The 23,475-nt window shown below is 45.3% G+C and carries 17 protein-coding genes and 1 pseudogene; 14 read left to right on the top strand and 4 right to left on the bottom strand.

What is annotated here, in order from left to right; genetic code table 11:
• Positions 1–108: 108 nt before the first annotated feature.
• On the top strand, positions 109–1,404 hold the full coding sequence (locus tag MKZ13_RS30260) for a glycosyltransferase (RefSeq protein WP_339180580.1): 1,296 nt from the start codon (positions 109–111) through the stop codon (positions 1,402–1,404).
• A 154-nt stretch (positions 1,405–1,558) separates the two neighbouring features.
• A complete protein-coding gene (locus tag MKZ13_RS30255) occupies positions 1,559–2,287 on the top strand; it encodes a class I SAM-dependent methyltransferase (RefSeq protein ID WP_339180577.1) in 729 nt (242 codons plus the stop codon).
• A gap of 199 nt (positions 2,288–2,486) precedes the next feature.
• Here MKZ13_RS30255 and MKZ13_RS30250 read toward each other — a convergent pair whose 3' ends face one another.
• Both MKZ13_RS30250 and MKZ13_RS30245 read right to left on the bottom strand, forming a co-directional pair.
• Positions 2,487–3,269 carry an ABC transporter ATP-binding protein gene (locus MKZ13_RS30250; RefSeq protein WP_339180575.1) on the bottom strand — a complete coding sequence of 261 codons (783 nt, stop codon included), beginning with the start codon at positions 3,267–3,269 and terminating at the stop codon, positions 2,487–2,489.
• 78 nt (positions 3,270–3,347) lie between these two features.
• Positions 3,348–4,571 (bottom strand): MFS transporter, encoded by a 1,224-nt coding sequence (locus MKZ13_RS30245; protein WP_339180573.1) that lies wholly within the window; start codon positions 4,569–4,571, stop codon positions 3,348–3,350.
• A 96-nt stretch (positions 4,572–4,667) separates the two neighbouring features.
• Between MKZ13_RS30245 and MKZ13_RS30240 the strand changes: the two genes are divergently transcribed.
• The 9 genes from MKZ13_RS30240 to MKZ13_RS30200 all read left to right on the top strand — a co-directional run bounded on the left by MKZ13_RS30240 (position 4,668) and on the right by MKZ13_RS30200 (position 16,655).
• Positions 4,668–5,492 (top strand): helix-turn-helix domain-containing protein, encoded by an 825-nt coding sequence (locus MKZ13_RS30240; protein WP_339180570.1) that lies wholly within the window; start codon positions 4,668–4,670, stop codon positions 5,490–5,492.
• 368 nt (positions 5,493–5,860) lie between these two features.
• Entirely contained in the window at positions 5,861–6,766 is a 906-nt protein-coding gene (locus tag MKZ13_RS30235) for an ABC transporter permease subunit (protein WP_047841090.1), read from the top strand.
• A gap of 30 nt (positions 6,767–6,796) precedes the next feature.
• Positions 6,797–7,678, top strand: a complete 882-nt coding sequence (locus MKZ13_RS30230) for a carbohydrate ABC transporter permease (RefSeq protein WP_339180568.1) — start codon at positions 6,797–6,799, stop codon at positions 7,676–7,678.
• Positions 7,679–7,746: 68 nt separating this feature from the next.
• Positions 7,747–9,342: an extracellular solute-binding protein gene (locus MKZ13_RS30225; RefSeq protein ID WP_339180566.1), complete on the top strand. Its 1,596-nt coding sequence runs from the start codon at positions 7,747–7,749 to the stop codon at positions 9,340–9,342.
• Positions 9,343–9,381: 39 nt separating this feature from the next.
• Positions 9,382–10,350 (top strand): LacI family DNA-binding transcriptional regulator, encoded by a 969-nt coding sequence (locus MKZ13_RS30220; protein ID WP_339180564.1) that lies wholly within the window; start codon positions 9,382–9,384, stop codon positions 10,348–10,350.
• 84 nt (positions 10,351–10,434) lie between these two features.
• Complete coding sequence (locus MKZ13_RS30215; protein ID WP_339180561.1) at positions 10,435–11,547, top strand: glycoside hydrolase family 88 protein; 1,113 nt, start codon at positions 10,435–10,437, stop codon at positions 11,545–11,547.
• A complete protein-coding gene (locus MKZ13_RS30210) occupies positions 11,544–12,608 on the top strand; it encodes a pectinesterase family protein (RefSeq protein WP_339180558.1) in 1,065 nt (354 codons plus the stop codon). Before MKZ13_RS30215 ends, MKZ13_RS30210 begins: the two co-directional genes overlap by 4 nt.
• Before the next feature lie 435 nt (positions 12,609–13,043).
• A complete protein-coding gene (locus MKZ13_RS30205; protein ID WP_339185476.1) occupies positions 13,044–14,555 on the top strand; it encodes a glycosyl hydrolase family 18 protein in 1,512 nt (503 codons plus the stop codon).
• Complete coding sequence (locus MKZ13_RS30200) at positions 14,556–16,655, top strand: glycosyl hydrolase family 18 protein (RefSeq protein ID WP_047840901.1); 2,100 nt, start codon at positions 14,556–14,558, stop codon at positions 16,653–16,655. It begins immediately after the preceding gene.
• 240 nt (positions 16,656–16,895) lie between these two features.
• Here the strand turns inward: MKZ13_RS30200 and MKZ13_RS30195 are convergent.
• A pseudogene (locus MKZ13_RS30195) lies at positions 16,896–17,030 on the bottom strand (IS3 family transposase); the annotation flags it as partial.
• A complete protein-coding gene (locus MKZ13_RS30190) occupies positions 16,991–17,272 on the bottom strand; it encodes an HTH domain-containing protein (RefSeq protein WP_221820007.1) in 282 nt (93 codons plus the stop codon). The pseudogene MKZ13_RS30195 and the gene MKZ13_RS30190, both read right to left, overlap by 40 nt.
• Before the next feature lie 323 nt (positions 17,273–17,595).
• Here MKZ13_RS30190 and MKZ13_RS30185 point away from each other — a divergent pair, with 323 nt between their 5' ends.
• The 3 genes from MKZ13_RS30185 (at position 17,596) to MKZ13_RS30175 (ending at position 23,277) form a co-directional block, all read left to right on the top strand.
• Positions 17,596–17,787 carry a hypothetical protein gene (locus tag MKZ13_RS30185; protein WP_221820006.1) on the top strand — a complete coding sequence of 64 codons (192 nt, stop codon included), beginning with the start codon at positions 17,596–17,598 and terminating at the stop codon, positions 17,785–17,787.
• Positions 17,788–18,020: 233 nt separating this feature from the next.
• Complete coding sequence (locus MKZ13_RS30180) at positions 18,021–21,104, top strand: type 2 lanthipeptide synthetase LanM family protein (RefSeq protein WP_221820005.1); 3,084 nt, start codon at positions 18,021–18,023, stop codon at positions 21,102–21,104.
• A 31-nt stretch (positions 21,105–21,135) separates the two neighbouring features.
• Entirely contained in the window at positions 21,136–23,277 is a 2,142-nt protein-coding gene (locus MKZ13_RS30175) for a peptidase domain-containing ABC transporter (protein WP_221820004.1), read from the top strand.
• Positions 23,278–23,475 lie beyond the last annotated feature (198 nt).

The following is a 23,475-nucleotide window of genomic DNA, read 5'->3' as shown; positions in this document are numbered from 1 at the left end:
TCTGTATCGCCGTCAGTTCTTTATTTGCGGTATTCACGATTTGGTTAACAATTGCAACCCTTCGCTTTCGGTCGAAAGTTATTCGCAAGTATGATCGGAGGAAAGTAAGTGGCTGATTTTATATTAATATTATCCATATTTAGTATCTGGATTGCCGTATTCGAGTCGATTGTTATTATGGCAGGTGCGATTCGTTTTATTAATAAACAGGACAAAAAAGGGATTCAGATCCCTGAAGATATGGATCATTATCCAACAGTCACGGTCATGGTACCTGCGCATAACGAGGGTCTGGTCATTGTTGCGACGGTAGAGCACATCCTGCGCCTGAATTATCCGGAGGATAAAGTTCAGGTCATTGTGATCGCGGATAACTGTACAGATGATACCGCAGAGAAGTTGAGATCATTCCTCAGTCAGACCAGCTATATGCATCGTAATGTGACGGTAATGGAGCGAAAAGGAACCGGTGGCAAGTCCGGGGCATTAAATGACGGACTGGAAATTGCCACGGGCGACTGGATCTGTATCTTCGATGCAGATGCCGCACCTGAACGGAATTCATTAATGTTTTTGACCCAAAAATCGCTTGAGAACCCTGAACAATATGGCGTGGTTTTTGGCAGAAACAAAGCACGCAACAGAGGACAGAATTTCCTCTCCAAATGCATTAATCTGGAGATCATCACTTCGCAACGTGTGTATCACACGGGTCTGTGGGAATTGTTTCAGCTGGGTTCCATCCCGGGAACGAATTACATTATCAAAACCGACTTGATCCGGGAGATTGGCGGCTGGGATGTGACAGCCATTACAGAAGATACGGCGCTATCATTCGAGATTTTGAATCGCGGACAGTTTGTGGCGCTTGCGCCGCAAGCGGAAGCTTATCAGCAGGAGCCGGAACAGCTTAGTGTATACATGAAGCAGCGCGAACGCTGGGCCAAGGGGAACTACCAGGTGGTACTGGATAATATTCATAACCTGTTTAACCGTTCCAGTTGGCGTAATAAGTTGCTTGTCATCTATTATGCCGTCAGTTATTTCTGGTTTATGCTTGCGATCATTGTATCGGATATTATATTTCTCGTGAATCTGGTTTATCGGGTCATTGCCATATTTAAACCAGAGGTAAGTTCACCGTTCCAGTTTGCCGGCGATGCGTATGTGTTCCTGGTCATTGGTTGGGCACTTATGTACTTTATTTACGTGTTACAGATCAATCTGGCACTTGCCGCAGATATTGGACAGAGCAATACTCGTAGTTTCATCTATGCCTGCGTATCCTATTTCACGTATGCACAGCTGTTCATCCTGGTCTCGATCAAGGCTTTCTACTCCTTGATCATGGACAAGATTCGGAAACGCGAAAGCAAATGGTACAAAACAGAACGTTTTGGCTAGGCGGCGTAAATGTTATAAGTGTAAGGCAGAAAGGCTGTTACTGGACAACTCCAGACAACAGCCTTTTTTTGTTATAGTCAGACACATCCATATTCTGTATACTCTTACAGGCTGTAAATAGAAAGCATGCTTATCCGAAATGGAGGGTCACAGAATGAAGGGCAGAGGATCGGATTTTTACGATAATGAGGCGAATTTCGAAAAGTACATGGAACGTCGCAAGTGGCAGGAGAACGCCAATGATACATTGGAGAAGCCGGTGATGCTGGAGTTGATCGGAGACGTTGCTGGCAAGAATATTCTGGACCTTGGTTGTGGGGATGCGAGGTTCGCGGCAGAATTGCTCAGTATGGAGAGTGAAGGTACAACATATACGGGGATTGAAGGCTCCGTGAATATGATTCAGGCAGCCAACGAGTCGGTAAAAGGATTGAATGCGCGGATTGAGCAAGAGTTCATGGAAGACTGGACCTATCCGGACGGAGTGTACGATCTGGTTATATCGAGACTGGCTGTTCACTATATTGAAGATGTGGAGAGCCTGTTCCACAACATATACAATACGTTGAAAGAGAACGGGACATTTGTATTCTCGGTAGAACATCCTGTGATCACGTCCACACTGCAACCCTCCGGGACTCGAACAGATTGGGTGGTTGATCAGTATTTTGTAGAAGGATATCGGGAGCAGCAGTGGCTGGGCGGTTCTGTGAAAAAGATGCATCGTTCCATTGAATCATACTTTATGGCATTGCAGCGGGCAGGATTCCGTGTAGAACATTTGCGCGAGTCAGCACCACAACGTGCCTATTTTGTGAACGAGGAAACCTATCTACGCAGGCAGCGTATTCCATTGTTTCTGTTTCTAGGTGCCCGGAAATAGGATAGTGGTAAAACGTATAGATAAATAGATGAACCGTAAAGTTATACTCATAAATTAGAAAGTTCTACACAGAAAACGGTGGATAACACTAGATATAGGAGTAAAAGGCCCAAAATCTATCCACATGTGGATAAGATATTGGGCTTTTTACTGTTATGTTTCTACACCTATGTTACGTTTGCTGTGCATAACCCCGTAATTATGAATCCGCCGCAGCTCTGACATAGACACGTTCTCCATGTCGATCCACTTCCACAGATGCCTCGAAGAAGTTGCTCAGCACTTCCGTATTCATCAGATCGCCGGTTAATCCACTACGGACGACTTCGCCCCGACGCAGCAAAAGGCTGTGACTGAATACAGGCAATATTTCCTCGGTATGATGGGTGACATAGATGAGCGAAGGGGTATCCGGTCGCTGGGACAATTCACGAATACTCTCCAGCAGTCGTTCTCTTGAGAACAGATCCAGTCCATTGCAAGGCTCGTCCAGAATAAGTACGCGTGGATTGGCCATGAGTGCTCGGGCAATGAGAAGTTTCTGTTTCTCCCCTTGAGAACAGGTACGATATTCGCGATCCCATAGGTGCTGACAGCCCAGCATTTGCATCAATTCCTGTGCCTGACCCAGATCGTCATCTGACAGCTTGTCATACAGGCCAATGGTGGCGTGTTTGCCGCTGATCACGACATACTGCGTGCGGTCTGTGCCATGCAATTTCTCTTGCAGAGATGAACTGACCCAGCCAATGGATTTGCGAAGCTGTCTCAGATCCACATCCCCATATTCATGGCCTAACACGGATATCTTGCCTTCGGTTGGCCAGAGGTACCCGGTGATCATGTTCAGGAGTGTTGTTTTGCCGGAGCCATTCAGGCCAAGCAACGCCCAGTGTTCACCGTCATTAACCTGCCAGCTCACATCGTTCAGCAGGGTAAGGGGTCCCCTTTTCCAAGTGACATGCTGTACATCAATAATCATGCGTTATTCCTTCCTTCTGTTATCCTCGATTGTCCTAGGTGTATTGTAGTCACAAAATCAGTGAGGTTTCAACGGTTATCACACTGTTCTTGGTTGGTCCTTGCGCAGAAATACAGCACACACACCAAGCAGTGGCAAAAACGAACATAACTTGATAACAAATGAAATGCTGGTCACGTCAATTAAGGAACCTAACACAACCGAGCCAAGTCCAGCCATGCCAAACGACAAGCCAAAAAACAATCCGGATACCGTTCCAATATGACGAGGAAGCAATTCCTGTGCATAAACAATGATGACGCTGAAGCCGGACATCAGGATTAGTCCAATCATTCCGCATAATACCATGGACAATACGGGTCCTGCATAAGGTAACAGCAGGGAAAACGGTGCAGTGCCTGCAATGGAGAACCAGATCATCGGTTTGCGTCCATAGCGGTCAGCGAGTGGGCCGCCGAGCAAGGTTCCGACCATACCTGCAAATTGCAAAATAAACAGACAGATCTGTGCCTGGGAGAGAGGCAAGCCATAGGCATCGGCGTAATAGAAGGCGTAGTACCCGGTCATGCCTGCAATATATACGAATTTGGAGAACAGCAGCAGGATGAGAATTCCCATTGTAAAAGCGATGAATCCCTTGCTCACAGGTCGAGCTGCTGGCTCTACGCCACTTGATTTTAGAGGGCGTTGCTGACGAATGCGAGTCTCGGCAAGCTTGTCTCTGTACCAACGACTGACCATAGACTGAATGAAGATGCCGATCAGGGCAAAGCCCATCAGCCATAGAAAACTTCGCTGTCCATGTGGCAGCAGGATGAAGGCGACCAGTAATGGAGCAATAGCCTGTCCTGTGTTGCCTCCCACCTGGAAGATCGACTGCGCCATTCCGCGTCCTCGTCCGGCTGCCATATGGGCCACACGTGAGGATTCGGGATGGAGGATGGATGAGCCTATACCAATCAATGCTGCCGAAACAAGCAGCATCCATAACTCGGATGACAAGGCTAAGCCGAGAACACCGATCAGGGAGAATAACATGCCTCCGGGAAGCAGGATCGGCATGGGCTTGCGGTCTGACATATAACCGACCAGTGGCTGAAGGACGGATGCGGTAATATTCAGGGTGAAGGCAATCCAGCCCATCTGGGCGAAACTGAGTTGCATGGTCTGCTGGAATAGTGGGAAAGCAGACGGAACCACTGTCTGCATCGCATCATTCAGCAGATGGGCGAAGCTGACTCCGGCAAGTGCCCAATTGGCGGAGGAGTTGATTTGCATTTTGCTTAAAGTGGCCTGAGCCATGGGAGATCACCTCGAATTATTTTTTTCTATGATAAAAGATGGGGGCAGATCATGTCTTTGTGAAAAGTGCTTGGAAAGTGAGCACGATTTGCTATAATGTCAGCAGGTGAGCAAACGATGGAATTAAACATGACGCTAAATGGGTTGGAATTATGGAAAGCTACTGGAGGATTCGCGAATGAGCCGCATGTACATGACGACTGGTATCAGCTAACGCTGCCGGTCAGAGGTCAATGTCATCTGGTACAGGAACGGCATGCATACCCGCTAAAAGCAGGGATAGGGATTATTGCTCATCCCCAGACTGAGCATTATTTTGAGATAGGGTCGGATTCGGCTGTCATTGTGATCAAGTTCCGTAAACCGCCATTAGGCAGTTTCGAAGGTGCGGAGTTAAGTGGGGGGCGAGCTGAGTTTCGACCTACCCAGACTTTTGATCCTGCTGAGATCAGCAGTCTGTTTCGAGGCTGGAATTCCATTTTGTTAGATGATGTTCCCGAAATGCTGCAAGTGCAGGAAACAGAACTGGCGGTTGAGACATATCTAAGACGTATGTTGACGGGGCAGGAAAATGGAAAAAAGACTGTAAATCCCGGTACATTCATTGATCCTCATCTCCAACGAGTGCTGGATTACATTCACAGTGCCTACACAGGTCCAATGGATATTGATTCGATGGCGATGGTCGCGCATCAGAGCCGGTATCATTTTATGCGTTCTTTCAAGGCTCTTACGGGAACAACACCGTATCAATATTTGCTGAATTTGCGCGTAGAAGAAGCGTCCAGGAGGCTTCGCCATACAATGGATTCAGTGACCACAATCAGTTATGAACTGGGATTTTCCAGCGTCAGTCAGTTTTACAGAGCCTTTCAGCGAGTGTATGTGATGACACCGATGGAATATCGGAATCATATGTAGATTTTAACGGGCAGTCTCGCGTATGCGAGACTGTATTTAGTACGTTATCACATGACACTGATTTTAGTTGTTGCCAAACATTAAAGAGTTTGCTAAGATGGGAAAAAGTTTATGTAAGCGTATACATTTAAATTAAAATTACAACGTTGTAATTATGATTATGGCAACCGTTAAAAAGAAATAAAACGATGTGAGGAGGACTATTTCAAATTAGTTATCTCGCTATTACGCAGAATGATATAGGTTGTTACAAAATTGTCAATGAGATGAATAACAAATGCGTCAGTGGAATGACAGTTCCTTTTTATTTAAAAATTCAAACGTTGTAATTATGTAGCGAAGGGGAGTGTTTCACGTTGAAAAAACGCATGTCCACGCTGTTCAGCCTGATCAGACGGGATAAATATTTGCTACTGATGTTTTCGCCTATCTTTCTGTATTACCTCATCTTCATGTACCTTCCGATGCCTGGCGTGCTGTTGGCATTTCGTAATTTCTTGCCGGGGCAGGGCATGCTCAGCGGGGAGTGGGTGGGACTGCGCTGGTTCGAACAGTTTGTGAATTCCATTTACTTCTGGCGACTGCTTCGTAACACATTTTTGCTCGCCTTCCTGCCACTCCTGTTTGGTTTCTCCATTCCGATTTTATTCGCTGTTTGCATCGTGGAGATCAAGAACCGGACATTCAAGCGATTTGCCCAGACGGTTACGTACCTTCCTCACTTCATCTCCACTGTTGTTGTAGCTGGCATGATTATTAACTTCCTGTCACCAACAGACGGTATTGTGAACACCCTCATCGCGAGTCTTGGCATGGAAAAAGTGAACTTCATGATGGATGCGAGCTGGTTCCGTACCATCTTCACAAGTTCCGACATCTGGCAGAGCTTTGGCTTCAGTTCCATCATCTACATTGCAGCCATTATGGGGATCGACCCCGAGATGTATGATTCCGGCAAAATTGACGGCGTCAACAAATTCCAGGAGCTATGGCACCTGACCCTTCCCAGTATCAAACCAACCATTGTCATTCTTCTGCTTCTGTCGCTTGGCGGCATTATGAGTGTAGGTTTCGAGAAAGTATATCTGCTCTACAACGGAGCCACCTACGAAACAGCTGATGTCTTGTCCACCTATGTATACCGGATGGGGATTGAGGGCCAGAATTACGGCTTCGCCACAGCGGTCGGCCTGTTCAACTCCATCATCACCTTTATCCTTGTTTTTGCAGCCAATTCCATGACCCGCCGCCTGACCAAGATGTCACTCTGGTAACACCATAACCGAACCCAAAGGAGATCCTGTATGCAAAAATCGAGTAGTGATCGGTTGTTCTACGGATGCGTTTACCTGCTGACCATACTGGCGGTCGTGATTACGTTGTATCCCTTCCTGTACGTCATTAGTATTTCATTCAGCTCAGTGGATGCCATCGACAAACAAAAAGTTGTATTGTGGCCCGTTGGATTTACCCTGTCAGGTTACCAAATGGTACTGCAATACAAGGAGCTGTGGGTTTCGTTCTACAACACCCTCTGGTACACCGTGGTAGGCACACTGTTGAACATTGTGGCAACATGTCTTGCCGCGTTTCCATTATCCAGACAGCAGTTTTTCTTACGCCGCAAGCTGAATTTCTTCATCGCCTTCACCATGTATTTCTCGGGTGGACTCATTCCGGTCTACATGCTGATTACCTCGCTTGGGCTGTACAACACCCGCTGGGTTATGGTGCTGCCTGTGCTGGTGATTACGTTTAACGTCATGATCTGCCGCTCAGCGTTCGAAGGTATTCCGAATGAAATATTCGAAAGTGCCAGTATAGACGGGGCCAACGAGATGACGATGCTGTATCGTCTGGCGGTTCCGATCATCAAGCCAACACTGGCTGTGCTCACGCTGTACTATGCGGTATTCCACTGGAACAACTTTTTCACGGCCCTATTATATCTGGGCAAACAGGATATGCAGCCCTTACAGATGTTCCTGCGAAGGGTGCTGATCATGGCTTCGCCGGAAGTGATGCAAAAGATGGGCGGTACGATGACATCCGGTGCGCTGGCGGTCTCTTCCCTTCAGGTTCGTTATGTATCCATTGTGGTCAGCATTCTGCCTATTGTTACGATCTACCCGTTTATCCAACGGTACTTCGTTAAGGGGATCACCCTCGGAGCCGTGAAAGGATAGCTTTACTTACTTAAGTGTCATGTCATTCAAGGGAGTTCAAAATGGTTCATACCAAGGAGGAATGATGGATGAGATTTAAAGGGGCAGGAAGAAAAAGTGTAATCGCAGCGATACTGGCAATCAGCCTGGCGGGATGTAGCGGCGGAACAGGGGCGGGAACCGATGCGGGAAGCACCCCGTCCAGTTCGGAGCCAGCCTTCAATTATACCGGAGCAGGGCCGGTGACGGATCAACCGGATGCCAAGCTGTCTATTCTCGGCACCAACGCTTGGACGACCAATGTGGACTTGTCCACCGCAGCCATCGTGAAGAAAATTGAGAGCAACGCTGGTGTGACGGTGGATTGGGATCTGATTCCGCCGCAGAACTATGCGGATGCCGTAAATCCGAGGCTGGCTGCTGGTACCGGCTTGCCCGATATCGTGTACCTGCCGGATCAGGATCAACTGATGAAGTACATTAACAGCGGTCTGTTCATTCCGATTAATGAACTGGTAGAGAAATACGGCGTGAATCTCAAAAAAATATATGAAAAGTCGCCTTCGGTCAAAGCCAGTTTAACAACGCCAGATGGTAAAATGTATTATATCCCGCAGCAGACGTTAACCCGCAACTACATGCCGGTATTTATGGTCAATGTGCGCTGGCTTGATAAGTTGGGATTAAGCGAGCCGACCACGCTGGATGAATTCACGGCGATGCTGCGCAAGTTCAAGACAGATGACCCGAACGGCAACGGAAAAGCCGATGAGATTCCACTGTCCATGGAAGCAAAATTTGTGTCCATGGCCTTTGGCCCGGCATTTGGACTTGATCTGTCCAATCAGTTTTATGCAGACGATCAGGGCAAGGTGCATTTCAGCTATTATGAGCCTGCCTACAAGGAGTACTTGACCTATCTGAACGGACTCTACAAGGAAGGTCTGCTTGGGGTGGATTATGCGAGTACAACGAGTGATCAGGTTACGTCGCGCATCTCTCAGGATGTGACGGGCGCAACGTTTAATTTTAGCTGGTATATGTCGATGGTCTACAGTCCGTTGTTCAAGGATTACAATCCGGAAGAGCCAATCATCAAAGGCATTTTACCACTGAAAGGACCGCATGGGGATCAGTTCTATGTAGGACGTACACCAGTGAGTGGCATCTTTGGCATTACACGCGATAGTAAAAATCCCGAACTTGCTTTCCGCTTCCTGGACTATGCCGTAAGTGAGGAAGCACAGACGTATTATACGTGGGGCATTAAGGATGACACGTATACGGAAGAGAATGGCGTGAAGACATTCACGGACAAAGGCAAGGACAATGAATACATTCAGAAGCTCGGCATTGGCCCGGTGAATCTGCCGAACATCCAATCCACTGATTCTGCCGATTCCGTCGTAGCACCTTGGCATGCAAAGATGGATAAGGAACTGGAGCCGTATGTCCGCGAACCGTTCCCGTTTGTCTATGCCCTGCCGGATGAAGCGAGCGTGGAGAGCATGGCGATGCCTGACATCACCACATATGTGGAAGAGATGAACTTCAAGTTTATTAGCGGGGACGCCGGTCTGGACCAGTTTGACAGTTATATTGAGACGTTGAAGAAGATGAATATAGAGCAGGTTATTGCGGGCAGACAGGCACAATATGATCGTTATAAGTCTGCACAGAAATAAGAAATAGGGTTTTAGGCGTATGAGAGGTGTTGATTGATTTTGATAACCATTAAAGACATTGCCAAACTGGCGGGGGTGAGCTATAGCACGGTATCGAAGGCGCTGAATGATGATCCCGCGATCAAACCGGCAACAAAGCAGAAGGTGCTTGCGGTCGCGGAGAAACATCAATATCGGAAAAACATGCTGGCCCGGCAGCTCTCCACAGGCAGAAGCAACATCATCGGTTTTGTACTGGATGAGCTGAGCAATCCGTTATTCTCGAACATCTCCGGCCGTCTGCACACCGAGCTGAAGAAGCGGGGATATCAGATGATTCTGGTTGTGGCGGATGATGGCGTGGATGTCTTCAGCCAGCTGCGCGTGGACGGATGTATTCTGTGGGACTATGCACTGGACAATCGGGAGATGTTCTGGAAAAAGTTCGCAACACTCAACATGCCATGTTTTGTGCTGGGTACAGATGAAGCGCCGAACTCTCCTTATATCAAGATTGATCGCAAAGAAGGGCTGTTCAAAGCAGTGGAGCATCTGAAATCGCTGGGCCACCGCCGAATCGGATTCATCGGCAACTCCCAGCACGTCAAGCTGGAGGGATACCGGGAAGCGTTACAGCGTACGGGTCTGGCTTTTAACGAAGACCATGTGCTACCAGCGTATTCTTCCTGGGAAGACGGGTATTTTGCCATACGTAATCATGCGTTTGGGGCGGATTCGCCGACAGCTTTTATTGGACTGAACAACCTGGTCACCCGAGGTGCACTCCGGGCTTTACTTGAGGCAGGTTACAGTGTTCCACGCGATATCTCGTTAATCGGGTATGATGATCTGCCGGATATGCAATATGCCGAAGTGGCTTTGACGACGATTGGCCCATCTCTGGATGAACTGGCCGTGCAGGCAGCAGAGCTGATTGTCTCGTTAATCCGTGATGAGCAGGTCGACGTTCCGGTAGTTATTCAGCCCAAGCTGAACCTTCGCAATTCAACGGCAATATGCCGGCAGTAAGGACAGTAACCTTTGAAGAGTGAAGCGGTTATCCGTTAGTCATACATGTATTAGGTGAGTACAACATTCAAGGAGGAATTGCTTATGCAGGTACAGACACAGTTATCCTGGTCTGAGCGAATTGCAGCAACGATCATCCAGCAATGTGACGGGGACGGTTATCATGCGTTCCCTTCGGGACGATGGGCATACGTGGAAGGCATGACCTTGATGGCGATGGCACGAACCGGGCAGTATTATGGCAAGCAAGAGTATGTTGATTTTATGAAAAAACATATGGACCTGTATATCCAGCCCGACGGCTCTATTGGCACCTATACTTTGGAAGAATATAATCTGGATCAGATTAATCAGGGGAAAAACCTGTTTGCATTACTGGATGGTGCTGAAGATCAGCGTTACGCAGAAGCGGCGCATCTCTTGGCAGCACAACTCGCAGGGCAACCCCGAACATCAGAAGGCGGCTTCTGGCACAAAAAAATCTATCCATTCCAGATGTGGCTGGACGGCCTGTATATGTCCTCTCCCTTTCTGTCCGAGTATGCGAAGACATTTCATCATCCCGAGTTATGGGATGAAGTGGCGCATCAGATTTTGCTGGTCGAACGCCAGACCCGTGATCCGCGGACCGGACTGCTCTATCATGGCTGGGATGAATCGAAGGAGCAGGTCTGGGCAGATTCATCGACAGGTTGCTCCCCACATTTCTGGAGCCGGGCGATGGGCTGGTATGCCATGGCGATTGTAGACAGCGTGGAGCATTTCCCTGTGAATCATCCAAAGCGCGGAACCATCATCGGTATCTTCGAACGGATGTGCCATGCTTTGGTGCGCGTGCAGGAGCAGGAGAGCGGGTTATGGTTCCAGGTACTGGATCAGGGCTTCCGCAAAGGCAACTATCTGGAAGCATCCGGATCAAGCATGTTTGTATATGCACTTGCTAAGGGTGTGCGGCTAAGGTATCTGGAGCCGCATTTCAGAGAGGCGGCGGAGAAAGGATGGCAGGGACTGTCCTCCAGATTGGTGGAGGAGACGGCTGACGGCGTTCGGTTAAACGGGATCTGTCATGGCGCAGGACTAAGCCTGGATCGGGATGGCTCGTACAACTACTATGTAAGCGAAGCGGTTGTAAGCGATTCCTTTATGGGGGTGGCTCCACTTCTGCTGGCAGCGCTGGAAATGGAGCGATTGCCATGACGCAGCAGAGATTGCCAAATACAGCATTGGAATCATCGGCCCCCTGTCTGACTGTTGCATCAGACGGGACAGGGGATTATGTGACGATCCAGGCTGCAGTTGATGCGCTGCCGGAGAATGGCATCGGAACCGTTCCAATTCAAGTGAAGGCTGGTGTCTATCATGAGAAGCTGCATATGGAGAAGCCGGGCATCCACCTGATTGGTGAGGGGGCGGAGCAGACGATCATTACGTATGATGATCATGCACTCAAGAAGTTCCCGGACGGGTCGCCATATCATACGTTTCATTCCTATACGGCTTTCATTGGTGCTGATGACTTCACGGCAGAGGGAATTTCCTTCGTAAATGCTGCCGGGCCGGGCAAGCAGGTTGGTCAGGCGCTGGCCGTTTATGTGGATGGAGACCGGGCGGTCTTTCGCCGCTGTCGTTTGATCGGTCACCAGGATACGATCTTCACCGGCCCGCTGCCGGAGCAGCCCATGGATCGCAGTTATTTTGGCGGGCCACGCGATGGTGCCGAGCGGCGTAAGCTGCGGCAGTATTTCGAGGACTGTTACATCGAAGGTGATATCGATTTTATTTTTGGTTCGGCTACGGTGGTGTTTAAGGGCTGCGAGATCTTTACGAAGAATCGCCTGACTGAAGTGGAGGCTGCAGATGGACAAGTGAACGGTTGGATTACCGCAGCCTCTACGCCGGAGGATGTGCGTTACGGCTATGTGTTTCTGGACTGTGATCTGACCAGCAATGCTCCGCCGCAGTCGGTGTATCTGGGCAGACCGTGGCGTCATCATGCCAAAGTCTGTTTTCTGAACTGCTGGATCGGCGCTCATGTGAAGCGGGAGGGATGGCACAACTGGAACAAGACAGATGCAGAGCAGACCGTTCAGTATGCGGAATACAACAGCGCCGGACCTGGTGCAGGATATGCTGCTGATCGTGTGTCTTGGGCCAAAATACTGACCGAACAGGAAGCGGCCGAGTACACTATACCTCTGATTCTGTCCGGCGTGGATGAGTGGCAGCCTTTGGAAGGGAGAGGGGAGCAACGGCGGTAAGATATGCCCTCTTCTCTGCGCAATATCTAACACAGGTTTTCTTTCAAATCTCCTAAGGAGTTGAAAGAAAACCTTTTTTGTGCGCTATATTACATTTTTCGCCCCCAATAGAACTATTTTATCCCTTATCTCTTTTGCATTTTACTGATTAAATACAGGGTGAGGATCTGTAAATTCCCTGTAAAATTTGGATGGTGCCTGCAAAAAAAGAACACGAGAGGGAAGGTCCATTTTGGTAAGGGAAGGGAGTGAAGTGACACGCAACATCAGATGGCTGAATGGGGCTGGCTCTAATCGATCACAGATCAGATGCAGATGGACAATTGAAGTTTTGTTTGCAAGGTGAACGTATCCTTAGTACAGGAGGGATTTTGCTTGAATCAAGCTGTTCGATTCCGCCCGGTCATTACATTTGCTTTGGCATTTCTTCTTCTTATTTCGTGGTTTGCACCGAGAGCCGATGCCGCCGCCCAGTGGCAGGCAGGCACCGCATACAAGAAAGGAGACCTCGTAACATATCAAAATAAAGATTATGAGTGTATTCAGGCACACACAGCTTTGACCGGATGGGAGCCCTCTGTTGTGCCCGCGTTGTGGAAATACGTCGGGGAAGGTTCGGGAGGGGAAACGCCGACGCCAGATACGGCACCACCTTCTGTTCCTGCGGGTCTGACTTCATCCTCCGTCACGAACACCTCTGTGAGTCTTTCCTGGAATGCATCCACGGATAATGTGGGCGTAGCGGGGTATGAGGTGTACCGGAACGGCGTTCTTGTGACAAGTACTTCAACTACAACAGCTGTAGTCACGGGACTGACAGCCAGCACGACTTATGCTTTTACGGTAAAAGCCAAAGATGCCGCAGGCAATATATCCGCTGCGAGTACCTCCCTCAGTGTGACAACTTCCAATGGATCATCCAATCCGGGGCCAACCGGCGGCAAATGGCTGATTGGCTACTGGCATAACTTCGACAATGGTTCAACCAATATCAGACTTCGTAACGTATCAACAGCCTATGACGTTATTAATGTCTCCTTTGCCGAACCGATTTCACATGGCAGCGGAACGCTTGCTTTTACTCCATACAATGCGACGGTAGCCGAATTCCAATCCGATATTGCCTATCTGCAAAGCCAGGGGAAAAAAGTACTTCTTTCCATGGGGGGAGCCAACGGTACCATTGAGCTCACCGATGCGACCAAGAGACAGCAGTTCGAAGATTCGTTAAAATCAATCATTTCCACGTATGGTTTCAATGGTCTGGATATCGATCTGGAAGGAAGTTCCCTGTCTCTGAATGCAGGGGATACCGATTTCCGTAGTCCAACTACACCGAAAATTGTTAACCTCATCCAAGGTGTGAAAGCGGTTAAGTCACACTTCGGCGCCAATTTCATCCTGACGGCTGCGCCGGAGACGGCCTATGTACAGGGTGGATATCTGAGCTACGGCGGTCCTTGGGGAGCATACTTGCCAGTCATCCATGCCTTGCGTAATGACCTGACCCTGCTTCATGTGCAGCACTATAACACGGGCTCCATGGTGGGGCTGGATGGGCGCTCTTACGCCCAGGGAACAGCTGATTTCCATGTGGCCATGGCGGAGATGTTGCTTCAAGGCTTTCATGTAGGCGGCAGCACAGGCCCATTCTTTAGTCCCTTACGACCGGATCAGATTGCCATCGGTGTACCGGCTTCCCAGCAGGCTGCTGGAGGTGGTTATACAACGCCAGCCGAGCTGCAAAAGGCACTGAATTACCTAATCAAAGGTGTGTCATACGGCGGTTCCTATACCTTGCTCCAGCCTGCGGGCTATGCGGGGATAAAAGGGATTATGACCTGGTCAATCAACTGGGATGCATATACGAATAACCAGTTTTCGAGCGCACATCGTTCATTCCTGAATGGTTTTAGCACGCAAACGACAAAGGAGGTTGTGTATTAGATGATACATTTAAATAAACACACTGCTTTCAAGAAAACCGCAAAGTTTCTCCTGGGTCTATCCCTGCTCTTATCCGTCATTATTCCTTCCTTTGTGCTCCAACCCGCTACGGCAGCAGCTGCAGATTCTTATAAAATTGTTGGTTACTACCCGTCCTGGGCTGCGTATGGGAGAAACTATAATGTAACGGACATCGACCCAACCAAAGTCACGCATATCAACTATGCGTTTGCCGATATTTGCTGGAATGGTGTTCATGGAAATCCGGACCCTTCGGGCCCTAACCCGGTGACCTGGACGTGTCAGAATGAGAAGAGCCAGACAATCAATGTACCGAATGGAACGATTGTGCTTGGCGATCCATGGATCGATACCGGAAAGACATTTGCAGGGGATACGTGGGATCAGCCCATTGCAGGCAATATCAATCAGCTTAACAAGCTGAAACAGATCAATCCTAATCTGAAGACAATCATCTCCGTGGGAGGATGGACATGGTCCAACCGCTTCTCTGATGTAGCTGCGACTGCTGCAACGCGAGAGGTATTTGCAAACTCTGCCGTCGACTTCCTGCGGAAATACAATTTTGACGGAGTAGATCTGGACTGGGAGTATCCGGTATCAGGCGGACTTGATGGTAATAGCAAACGTCCTGAGGATAAGCAAAATTACACACTGCTTCTGAGCAAAATCCGTGAGAAGCTGGATGCTGCCGGAGCTGTGGACGGCAAGAAGTATCTGCTTACGATTGCAAGCGGTGCATCGACGACCTATGCTGCGAATACTGAGCTTGCCAATATAGCTGCCATCGTCGACTGGATTAATATTATGACATACGATTTTAACGGGGCCTGGCAAAAAGTCAGCGCGCATAACGCGCCGTTGAACTATGACCCTGCGGCTTCGGCTGCTGGGGTGCCAGATGCCAATACATTTAATGTGGCTACCGGAGCACAAGGACATTTGAATGCAGGCGTACCAGCCGCTAAACTTGTGCTTGGTGTTCCGTTCTATGGACGTGGCTGGGATGGATGCGCACAGGCGAGTAATGGCCAGTATCAGACCTGCGCGGGAGGTTCTTCCGTTGGAACATGGGAAGCAGGCTCCTTTGATTTTTATGATCTGGAGACTAACTACATTAACAAAAACGGGTACACGCGTTACTGGAATGACATTGCCAAGGTGCCATATCTCTATAATGCGACCAACAAGCGATTTATTAGCTATGACGATGCGGAGTCTATTGGATATAAAACCGCTTATATCAAAAGCAAAGGACTCGGCGGAGCGATGTTCTGGGAGCTTAGCGGTGACCGGAACAAAACACTCCAAAATAAACTGAAAGCCGATCTGCCTACTGGAGGTACAGTGCCTCCAGCAGATACGACGGCGCCAAGTGTACCCGGTAATGCCCGCTCGACAGGTGTGACGGCCAATTCGGTGACGCTGGCCTGGAATGCTTCAACGGATAATGTGGGGGTTACTGGGTATAACGTCTACAATGGTGCCAATCTTGCTGCCTCCGTCAACGGAACGACCGCAACAATCAGCGGCCTGTCCGCGGGTACTTCCTATACTTTCACGATCAAAGCAAAAGATGCGGCAGGCAATCTGTCTGCAGCCAGTAATGTTGTAAACGTGAGCACTACGACTCAACCGGGAGGTGATACGCAAGCACCAACTGCACCGACGAATCTGGCATCAACCGCGCAAACAATATCCAGCATAACGCTGAGCTGGGCGGCATCTACGGATAACGTGGGTGTAACGAGTTATGATGTGTACAACGGAGCGGCTCTGGCGACATCCGTGACGGGAACGACAGCAACGATCAGTGGGCTTGCAGCGGATACCTCGTATACATTTACGGTAAAAGCAAAGGATGCGGCGGGGAATGGTTCTGCTGCGAGCAATGCGGTGACCGTGAAAACAACAGCAGGAACGACAAATCCGGGCGTTTCCGCCTGGCAGGCGAATACAGCCTATACTGTAGGACAGCTGGTCACCTATAGCGGTAAGACGTATAAATGTTTGCAGTCCCACACATCCTTGTCTGGGTGGGAACCATCCAATGTCCCTGCATTGTGGCAGGTTCAATAGTTAAAAAATGGATTACCACATTTTGAATTGAAACGTGCAGTAGACACGAAAAACCGCCGATCTTTGATCCGGTGGTTTTTCTCTCATGTGAATGAAACACTCGCCGTAGTTAGCATCCGGCAAAAGGTAGGCTGAGGCCAACAAGCCAACACTAGGGATCTTTAGTCCAGTGGTTGTAGTAGACATATAGGCTTTAACTTCTTGTTTGGCTTCATCCCGTTTGGCGCAGTTCTTTAACGAGATTTCATCCTTAAAATGATCAAAGAACGACTCCTGCGGTGCGGTATCCCAGCAGTTCCCTCGTCTGGACATCGATTGACCAAGCCCCATACGTTTCACTGTCTTCTGAAAATCTGGATGAGTGTAGTGAGTTCCTGTTCTCCTTGTTCCTGGTAACTTGCTCTCCGTTGGTCGGCTGCGGCGTTAATCCGGGTCATGTCGATGATCTGAACATCGAATCCACAAGACTCAAAAGTTTCTCTGGGCAGCTGTCCTTGTTGATTCGATGCAATAAAGATTTGTTTGAATTCGTCCGTATACGCTATTCCCTTGGTCGATACAGATTTCACATAGAGGTTTACAGAAAGTTGCTCTACTTCGCTAAATCCTTTGCTCATTCTGAGCAATCTCGTATTCAAAGAATTTTATGTGATTGATTTTAGTTTCTTTAGGATCAGTCCTTTAATTAGCTTCATGAGGTTAAAAAATTTGAAATGTATAACTACTAAATTTCGATATAAATGTATATGAATCTCCAAATAAACTTATTATATCTAAATATTTTTAAATATATCTATTAAATCTATTTACTTCCATAAATACATATGGTAATATTGCCCATATAAGTAATTGGTACTTAAGAACCAATTGGAACACTATTATCATATTGAACAATGAATACCCTGCTGAGCAGGATGAGTTATGAAAGGAGGTGAAAACTATGAAATTGAAAAATCAAATGGAAAATACTAATGCAGCTACATATAATCCAGTAGGAAGTGTGCTATCTGAATTGACAGACACTGAGATGGATACAGTGGCTGGTGGTGCTCAGGCACAAGGCTTTACAGATGGTAATTGTGTTAAGAGCATTACGGCTGATTGTACCCCAGGATGGACATGGGTATGTTAATAAACAGCTGAAATTTAAATGTTATTGCAATCATTGGGCTAGTTGATACACGGTAGTAACAGAATGATAATGCAGTTAGGTTTGACATGGATTTTATAAGGAGGGCATTCTGCTGATATTATCGGAGCATTATAAATGATGCTGCCGAGGATACAGCTAGAAATGCCCTCTTATCCATGTAGGTATATCAATTATCTGTTTCTTCTAAATTATCGAAAGGTTGTTATTATACATTGATAAATACTAGTGAAAAGATAAAATATTGGGCAAAATTTTTCTATGATAAAGAAGAATATTTGGAAAAAAGTCTCAAAGAAGTGTCAAATTTAGAAGTCGATACTATTTCAAATATAAAAAAAATTGACTCATCATGGGAATTGAAATGGGAAAATTTGTTGCTAATTGACTCAATGGATGAATATATTCCCGCTACTCCGCCTGAATTTTGGGGATTTACTGAACGTTTCCTCTTACTTGCTATCAATAAATTGGAAGAAAACATCAGTGATTCAGATTCTCGTATTTTACATACAAGTAGTTCTTTTTTTAAAAGGCTACTTTCTTCTTTATTCGAAAGAATCATGGATTGCAGTTACAAAACTTTAATATTGGAATTGAATGTATTAAGTAATCAGGGACTTTTGAGAGGAGAAACTCCAGAACAGAGGTACCAGTACTTTGAAAATTTGCTACATGATAAAGAGTATTTAAGACAATTGGCCAATGAATACCCAGTGTTAATACGTTCATTGCTTCGTATAACTGAAAAATGGACAGCCCATGTTAGTGAAGTGTTAGATAGGTTCAAGGCTGACTATCCAAAAATTGTTTCACATATGCCTGATGTCAACCAGTTCGGTAAGCTTGTCCAGTTACATATTGGGGCAGGTGATACTCATGATGGACGAAGTGTAACGATTCTAGAGTTTACAACAGGAGGCAAATTAGTATATAAACCTCGTTCATTAAGAGTTGATAAAGAATATTACAAAATTTTGTCTTGGATGCAGCATTTTGGCGTTCCTCACACAAAAATGATAAAAAATTTAGATTGTGGAAGTTATGGCTGGACAGAGTTTGTAGAGCATTCTGAGTGCAATTCCACTGAGGAAATTAGTGGATTTTACAAAAACATGGGCGTAAATTTGGCTATAATGTATATGTTTAACGCCACAGACTTCCATTATGAGAATATTATTGCGCATGGATCTAGCCCTGTTGTAATTGATCTAGAATCCTTATTTCATAGACATATAAGTACGAAGAAATTTGAACATAACGCCAGTGGCCATGCATATGAAATTATATCTCATTCTGTGATGTCTTCTGGCATGTTACCACAGTACATTTTTAAGTCAGATACGTACTCCGGTATAGACATCAGTGGTATTTTCGGACACGGTGGAAAAAAAGTACCAAATGTACTGAATCTCACTCACAGAGGGACAGACCGAATGAGGTTAGAAAAAGGGGAGGGAGAATCTAGTAAGACCTATAATCTTCCATATTATAATAATGAAGTTGTAGATAGTTATCGTTATATTGACGACATTGAACAAGGTTTTGCTCAAGCTTACAGGATTATGATGGAAAACAAGCACAGACTGAAAGAAATGATCCGAGAGTTTGATGATGTTAGAGTTAGAGTAATCGTGCGAGATACTAGAGCGTATGGTGAATTAATGCGTACCCTATACCATCCTGACTTATTACGAGATGAATTAGATCGTAAAGTTGTTTTGCATCGATTATGGTTACAATGCTTAGCCGATCCTAAACATTTAAAATTTGTTTCCCACGAGATGCGTGATATTGAAGACGGGGATATCCCTATCTTTTACACTTCTCCGTCCGAAAGAGATGCTTGGTCATCTAATAATGAACGAATCCCTCAGTTATTTGAACAATCAGGTATAGAGGTTGTAATAAACAAAATCGATAAAATGGGCGAGAAGGACCTAAAAGAACAGTTACAGTTATTAAATATGTCTGTTTTGTCATCTAAGCCTGATCTTTATACTTATTGTTTTCCTGAAATTCAATTTATAAAATCAAACGACGTGTTAGGGTCTAATTGGAAAGACGAGTATGTCCAATTAGCTATTTCAATTGGAGAAAGTTTAGTTCAATCAGCAGTTATATCTTCAAGTCCAGCAGCTGATGATATAACATGGATTGGCTTAGTAGCCAATAGTGAGGATGAAAGAAAACTGAGACTCGTTCCTGTAGGAAATGATCTTTATAATGGGAATGGCGGAATTGCTTTATTTTTGGGTTATTTATCTGAACTAACTACAAATAACAATTATAAAGATATGGCCCGAAAAGCTTTGCAGCCGTTGATTGAAATTATGAGAAATACGTATCAATCAAATGATGTATCGTTAAACGTTGGGGTATTTGAAGTTGGTAGCATTGGTGGTGGCGTATTTACTACCTATCAATTATCACGCTTATGGAATGATGAAGATTTACTACAAACTGTTAAAGAATTTCTTCCTTATTACTGTAACCTCATTGATAAAGATACCTCATTCGATTATATCGGTGGTGCAGCTGGAGCTATTGATGTGCTTTTACATGTATATCATGGAACCGGATGGAAACAGGCGCTACAAGGTGCAGAGAAATGCGCTGAACATTTGCTTCAGAATGCTCAAACCTTGCCAGATGGTAGTATGATTTGGTTGACAACACCAAATAGTAAGCCTTATGTAGGGTATTCCCATGGCGTATCTGGAATTATTGCTTCATTATCATCGTTATATAGGGTCACTCAACATAAAAAGTACATTGAATATATTGAAAAAGGTTTACAGTATGAGCGTGCAAACTATAGTGCTGAATTGAAAAATTGGATTACTCCTAATGATACCGCAAGGGTAACATGGTGTCATGGTGCACCGGGTATATTATTATCTCGACTACGATTGTTGGAAAATGGATATTGGGATGCACATATTGATCAAGAGATTAATATTGCGCTTGAAACAACTCTTAAATTAGGCTTTGGGACAGAACCTGTCTATTGTCATGGTGATTTTGGACAATTGGAAATATTACTTTATGCTAATTCAGTTTTGGAGCGTAATGAGGATACTATCAATATAGTCAGAGCGTATCTGCTCAGACTTCTAAATGATCAACCATGGAATAACACAGGTGTCCATCGTGCATTTGATATTAAAGGATTAATGGGTGGTCTTTCGGGTATTGGATTTGGGCTATTAAAACAGGCATTTCCGGAAAGAGTTCCTAATATTTTAAACCTGGAAAATGATAAATTCTTCCCTTCCATCTCAAGGCTAACTGTGTGATCTTAAATCAAAGTAGAAGGGAGAGAATGTAATGGCTCGTCGGCGTGTACCCTATGTCGAGCAGATGCATCAGTCAGAGTGTGGACTTTGTTGCCTTGCAATGATATCTGCATACCATAAGAAAGAGATTTCATTATCTCGCCTACGTGAACGGGCAGACGTTGGACGAGATGGTACAACGCTGTTGCAACTAAAGAAAATTGCTGTGAGCTTAGGCTATGATGTAAAAGCTTATCGCATTGAACATATTGATCAATTTCAATTACAGCAAGTTTCTTTACCAGCCATTCTGCATTGGAACCAAGGTCATTTTGTAGTTTTGGAAAAGATAGATAATAATTATGCCCGTATTGTTGACCCACGTTTTGGGAGAATTAAGCTGTCATTAAAGAATTTCAGCGAGCAATTTTCTGGATTTTTAATGACAGTGGGGTTAACCGAACAAATCGACATTGAGAAAAGCCCAAATATTTGGTTAGATGTTTTAGTCCATGTAAAAGCGCATAAAAATCTGTTTGTATATGTTTTTCTTATTACACTAGCTTTGCAATTCATAGTTATAGGTATGCCTTTATTCATGAAGCATGTTATTGATGAAGTTATGATCCCTAAAAAATCCAGTTTATCTATAATGATTTTTATATCTGTAGTCAGTTTTCTACTTGCTTACATGATAATTACATTCGTGCGCAGTCGTGTTTTGGTTCGATTACACAATGCTTTGGACTATGAGATGCAGACACGCTTTTTTTCACATTTATTGAAGTTACCTTTTCCGTTCTTCTTACTGCGCTCGTATGGGGACATGCTTTTTCGAATGAATAGCTTGGTCACAATTCGAAATCAGCTGTCAGGCGCTCTGATTACAGGTATATTGGATAGCTTCATGTTATTTGTATTGTCTGGTTATATGTTGTTCATATCTCCATTGCTTGCGATGATTGTATTTTTGCTTGTGAGTATAAATATTTTGTTAGTAATTTTCACTAAACAATATGTAGCCGAGATTAATCAGCAACAAGTGGTGGCTACGACAGAAGTACAAGCAGTGCAGACAGAGATGCTGTACGGTATTATGGGTGTGAAAATATCAGGGACAGAACAACAAGTATATTCCCAATGGCTTAATAAATTCAAACATTTATTGCAAGTATACCGCCGTAAGGAAAATCTGAATAGCTACATTACAACAATTAGCAATGGATTGCAATTTATGTCACCACTCGTTGTGCTAAGTATCGGCGTTATGTTAATTACAGGGGAATACAGTTCTATGACTGTTGGTATGGTTGTCTCATTTCAAGCGATTGCGACTCTTCTTTTTACTACATCATCAAGCCTCATGAATACGATAAATTCATATATTCTTACGACTACTATTTTGAAACGAATTCATGACGTGTTGGAAGCTCCACCTGAGCAGAATGAAGGTAAACTGCAATTAAAAGTACTAGGTGACATCAGACTATCACATGTTAGCTATTCCTATTCAAAGTATAGTCCGATCGTTATAAATGACATTTCATTACACATCAAATTAGGACAGAAGATAGCCATTATTGGACAATCTGGCTCTGGAAAATCAACTTTAGCTCATTTGATAATTGGGTTATTTGCCCCGATATCCGGTGAGGTATACTATGATGGTTATGGAACATCGGATTTGGACATGCAATACGTACGTAAACAGATGGGGATAGTGCCGCAGGATATATCATTATTCAATCGTAGTGTTTTTGATAATATTGTCATGCACCAGGATGGTGTAACTATGAATGAAGTAGTGCGGGCAGCAAAAGCAGCAAATATTCACGATGAAATTATGTCGATGCCGATGCAATATCAGACAGTTTTAGCTGAAATGGGTAGAAATATTTCAGGAGGACAACGACAAAGAATCGCCTTAGCCAAGGCAATTTTAAATAACCCATCAATACTTGTATTAGATGAAGCAACGAGTGCATTGGATCATATAACTGAGGCTCGAGTAGATGCATATTTATCAAGTATTAAATGCACACGAATTGTGATTGCCCATCGGTTATCGACCGTTATGAACAGTGACATGATTATTGTCTTGGAGAATGGAAGGGTTTGTGATGTAGGAAATCACAATCAGTTGTTACATACTTCAAGCTATTATCAATATTACTATCAAGAAATGAGTTCATAACTGTTTTTATATGGCGGGTTTTCAATCAAGTAGATGTGAGGATCTCATGGACTTATTCTCCTGTGTGAATGTAGTTGTTTGTGACTTTATTCTACACGGATTAGACCATGGGCTCTTTTTATTTTCTAGATAAGATGCTGTAAAGTATATTACAATCTGTAATATAAAGGATTTTCTTGTTGAATTAAACAAAATTGA

Source organism: Paenibacillus sp. FSL R5-0701, assembly GCF_037973995.1.
In the GTDB taxonomy this organism is placed as follows: Bacteria; Bacillota; Bacilli; order Paenibacillales; family Paenibacillaceae; genus Paenibacillus.
This window is presented reverse-complemented; position numbering and strand designations above follow the sequence as displayed.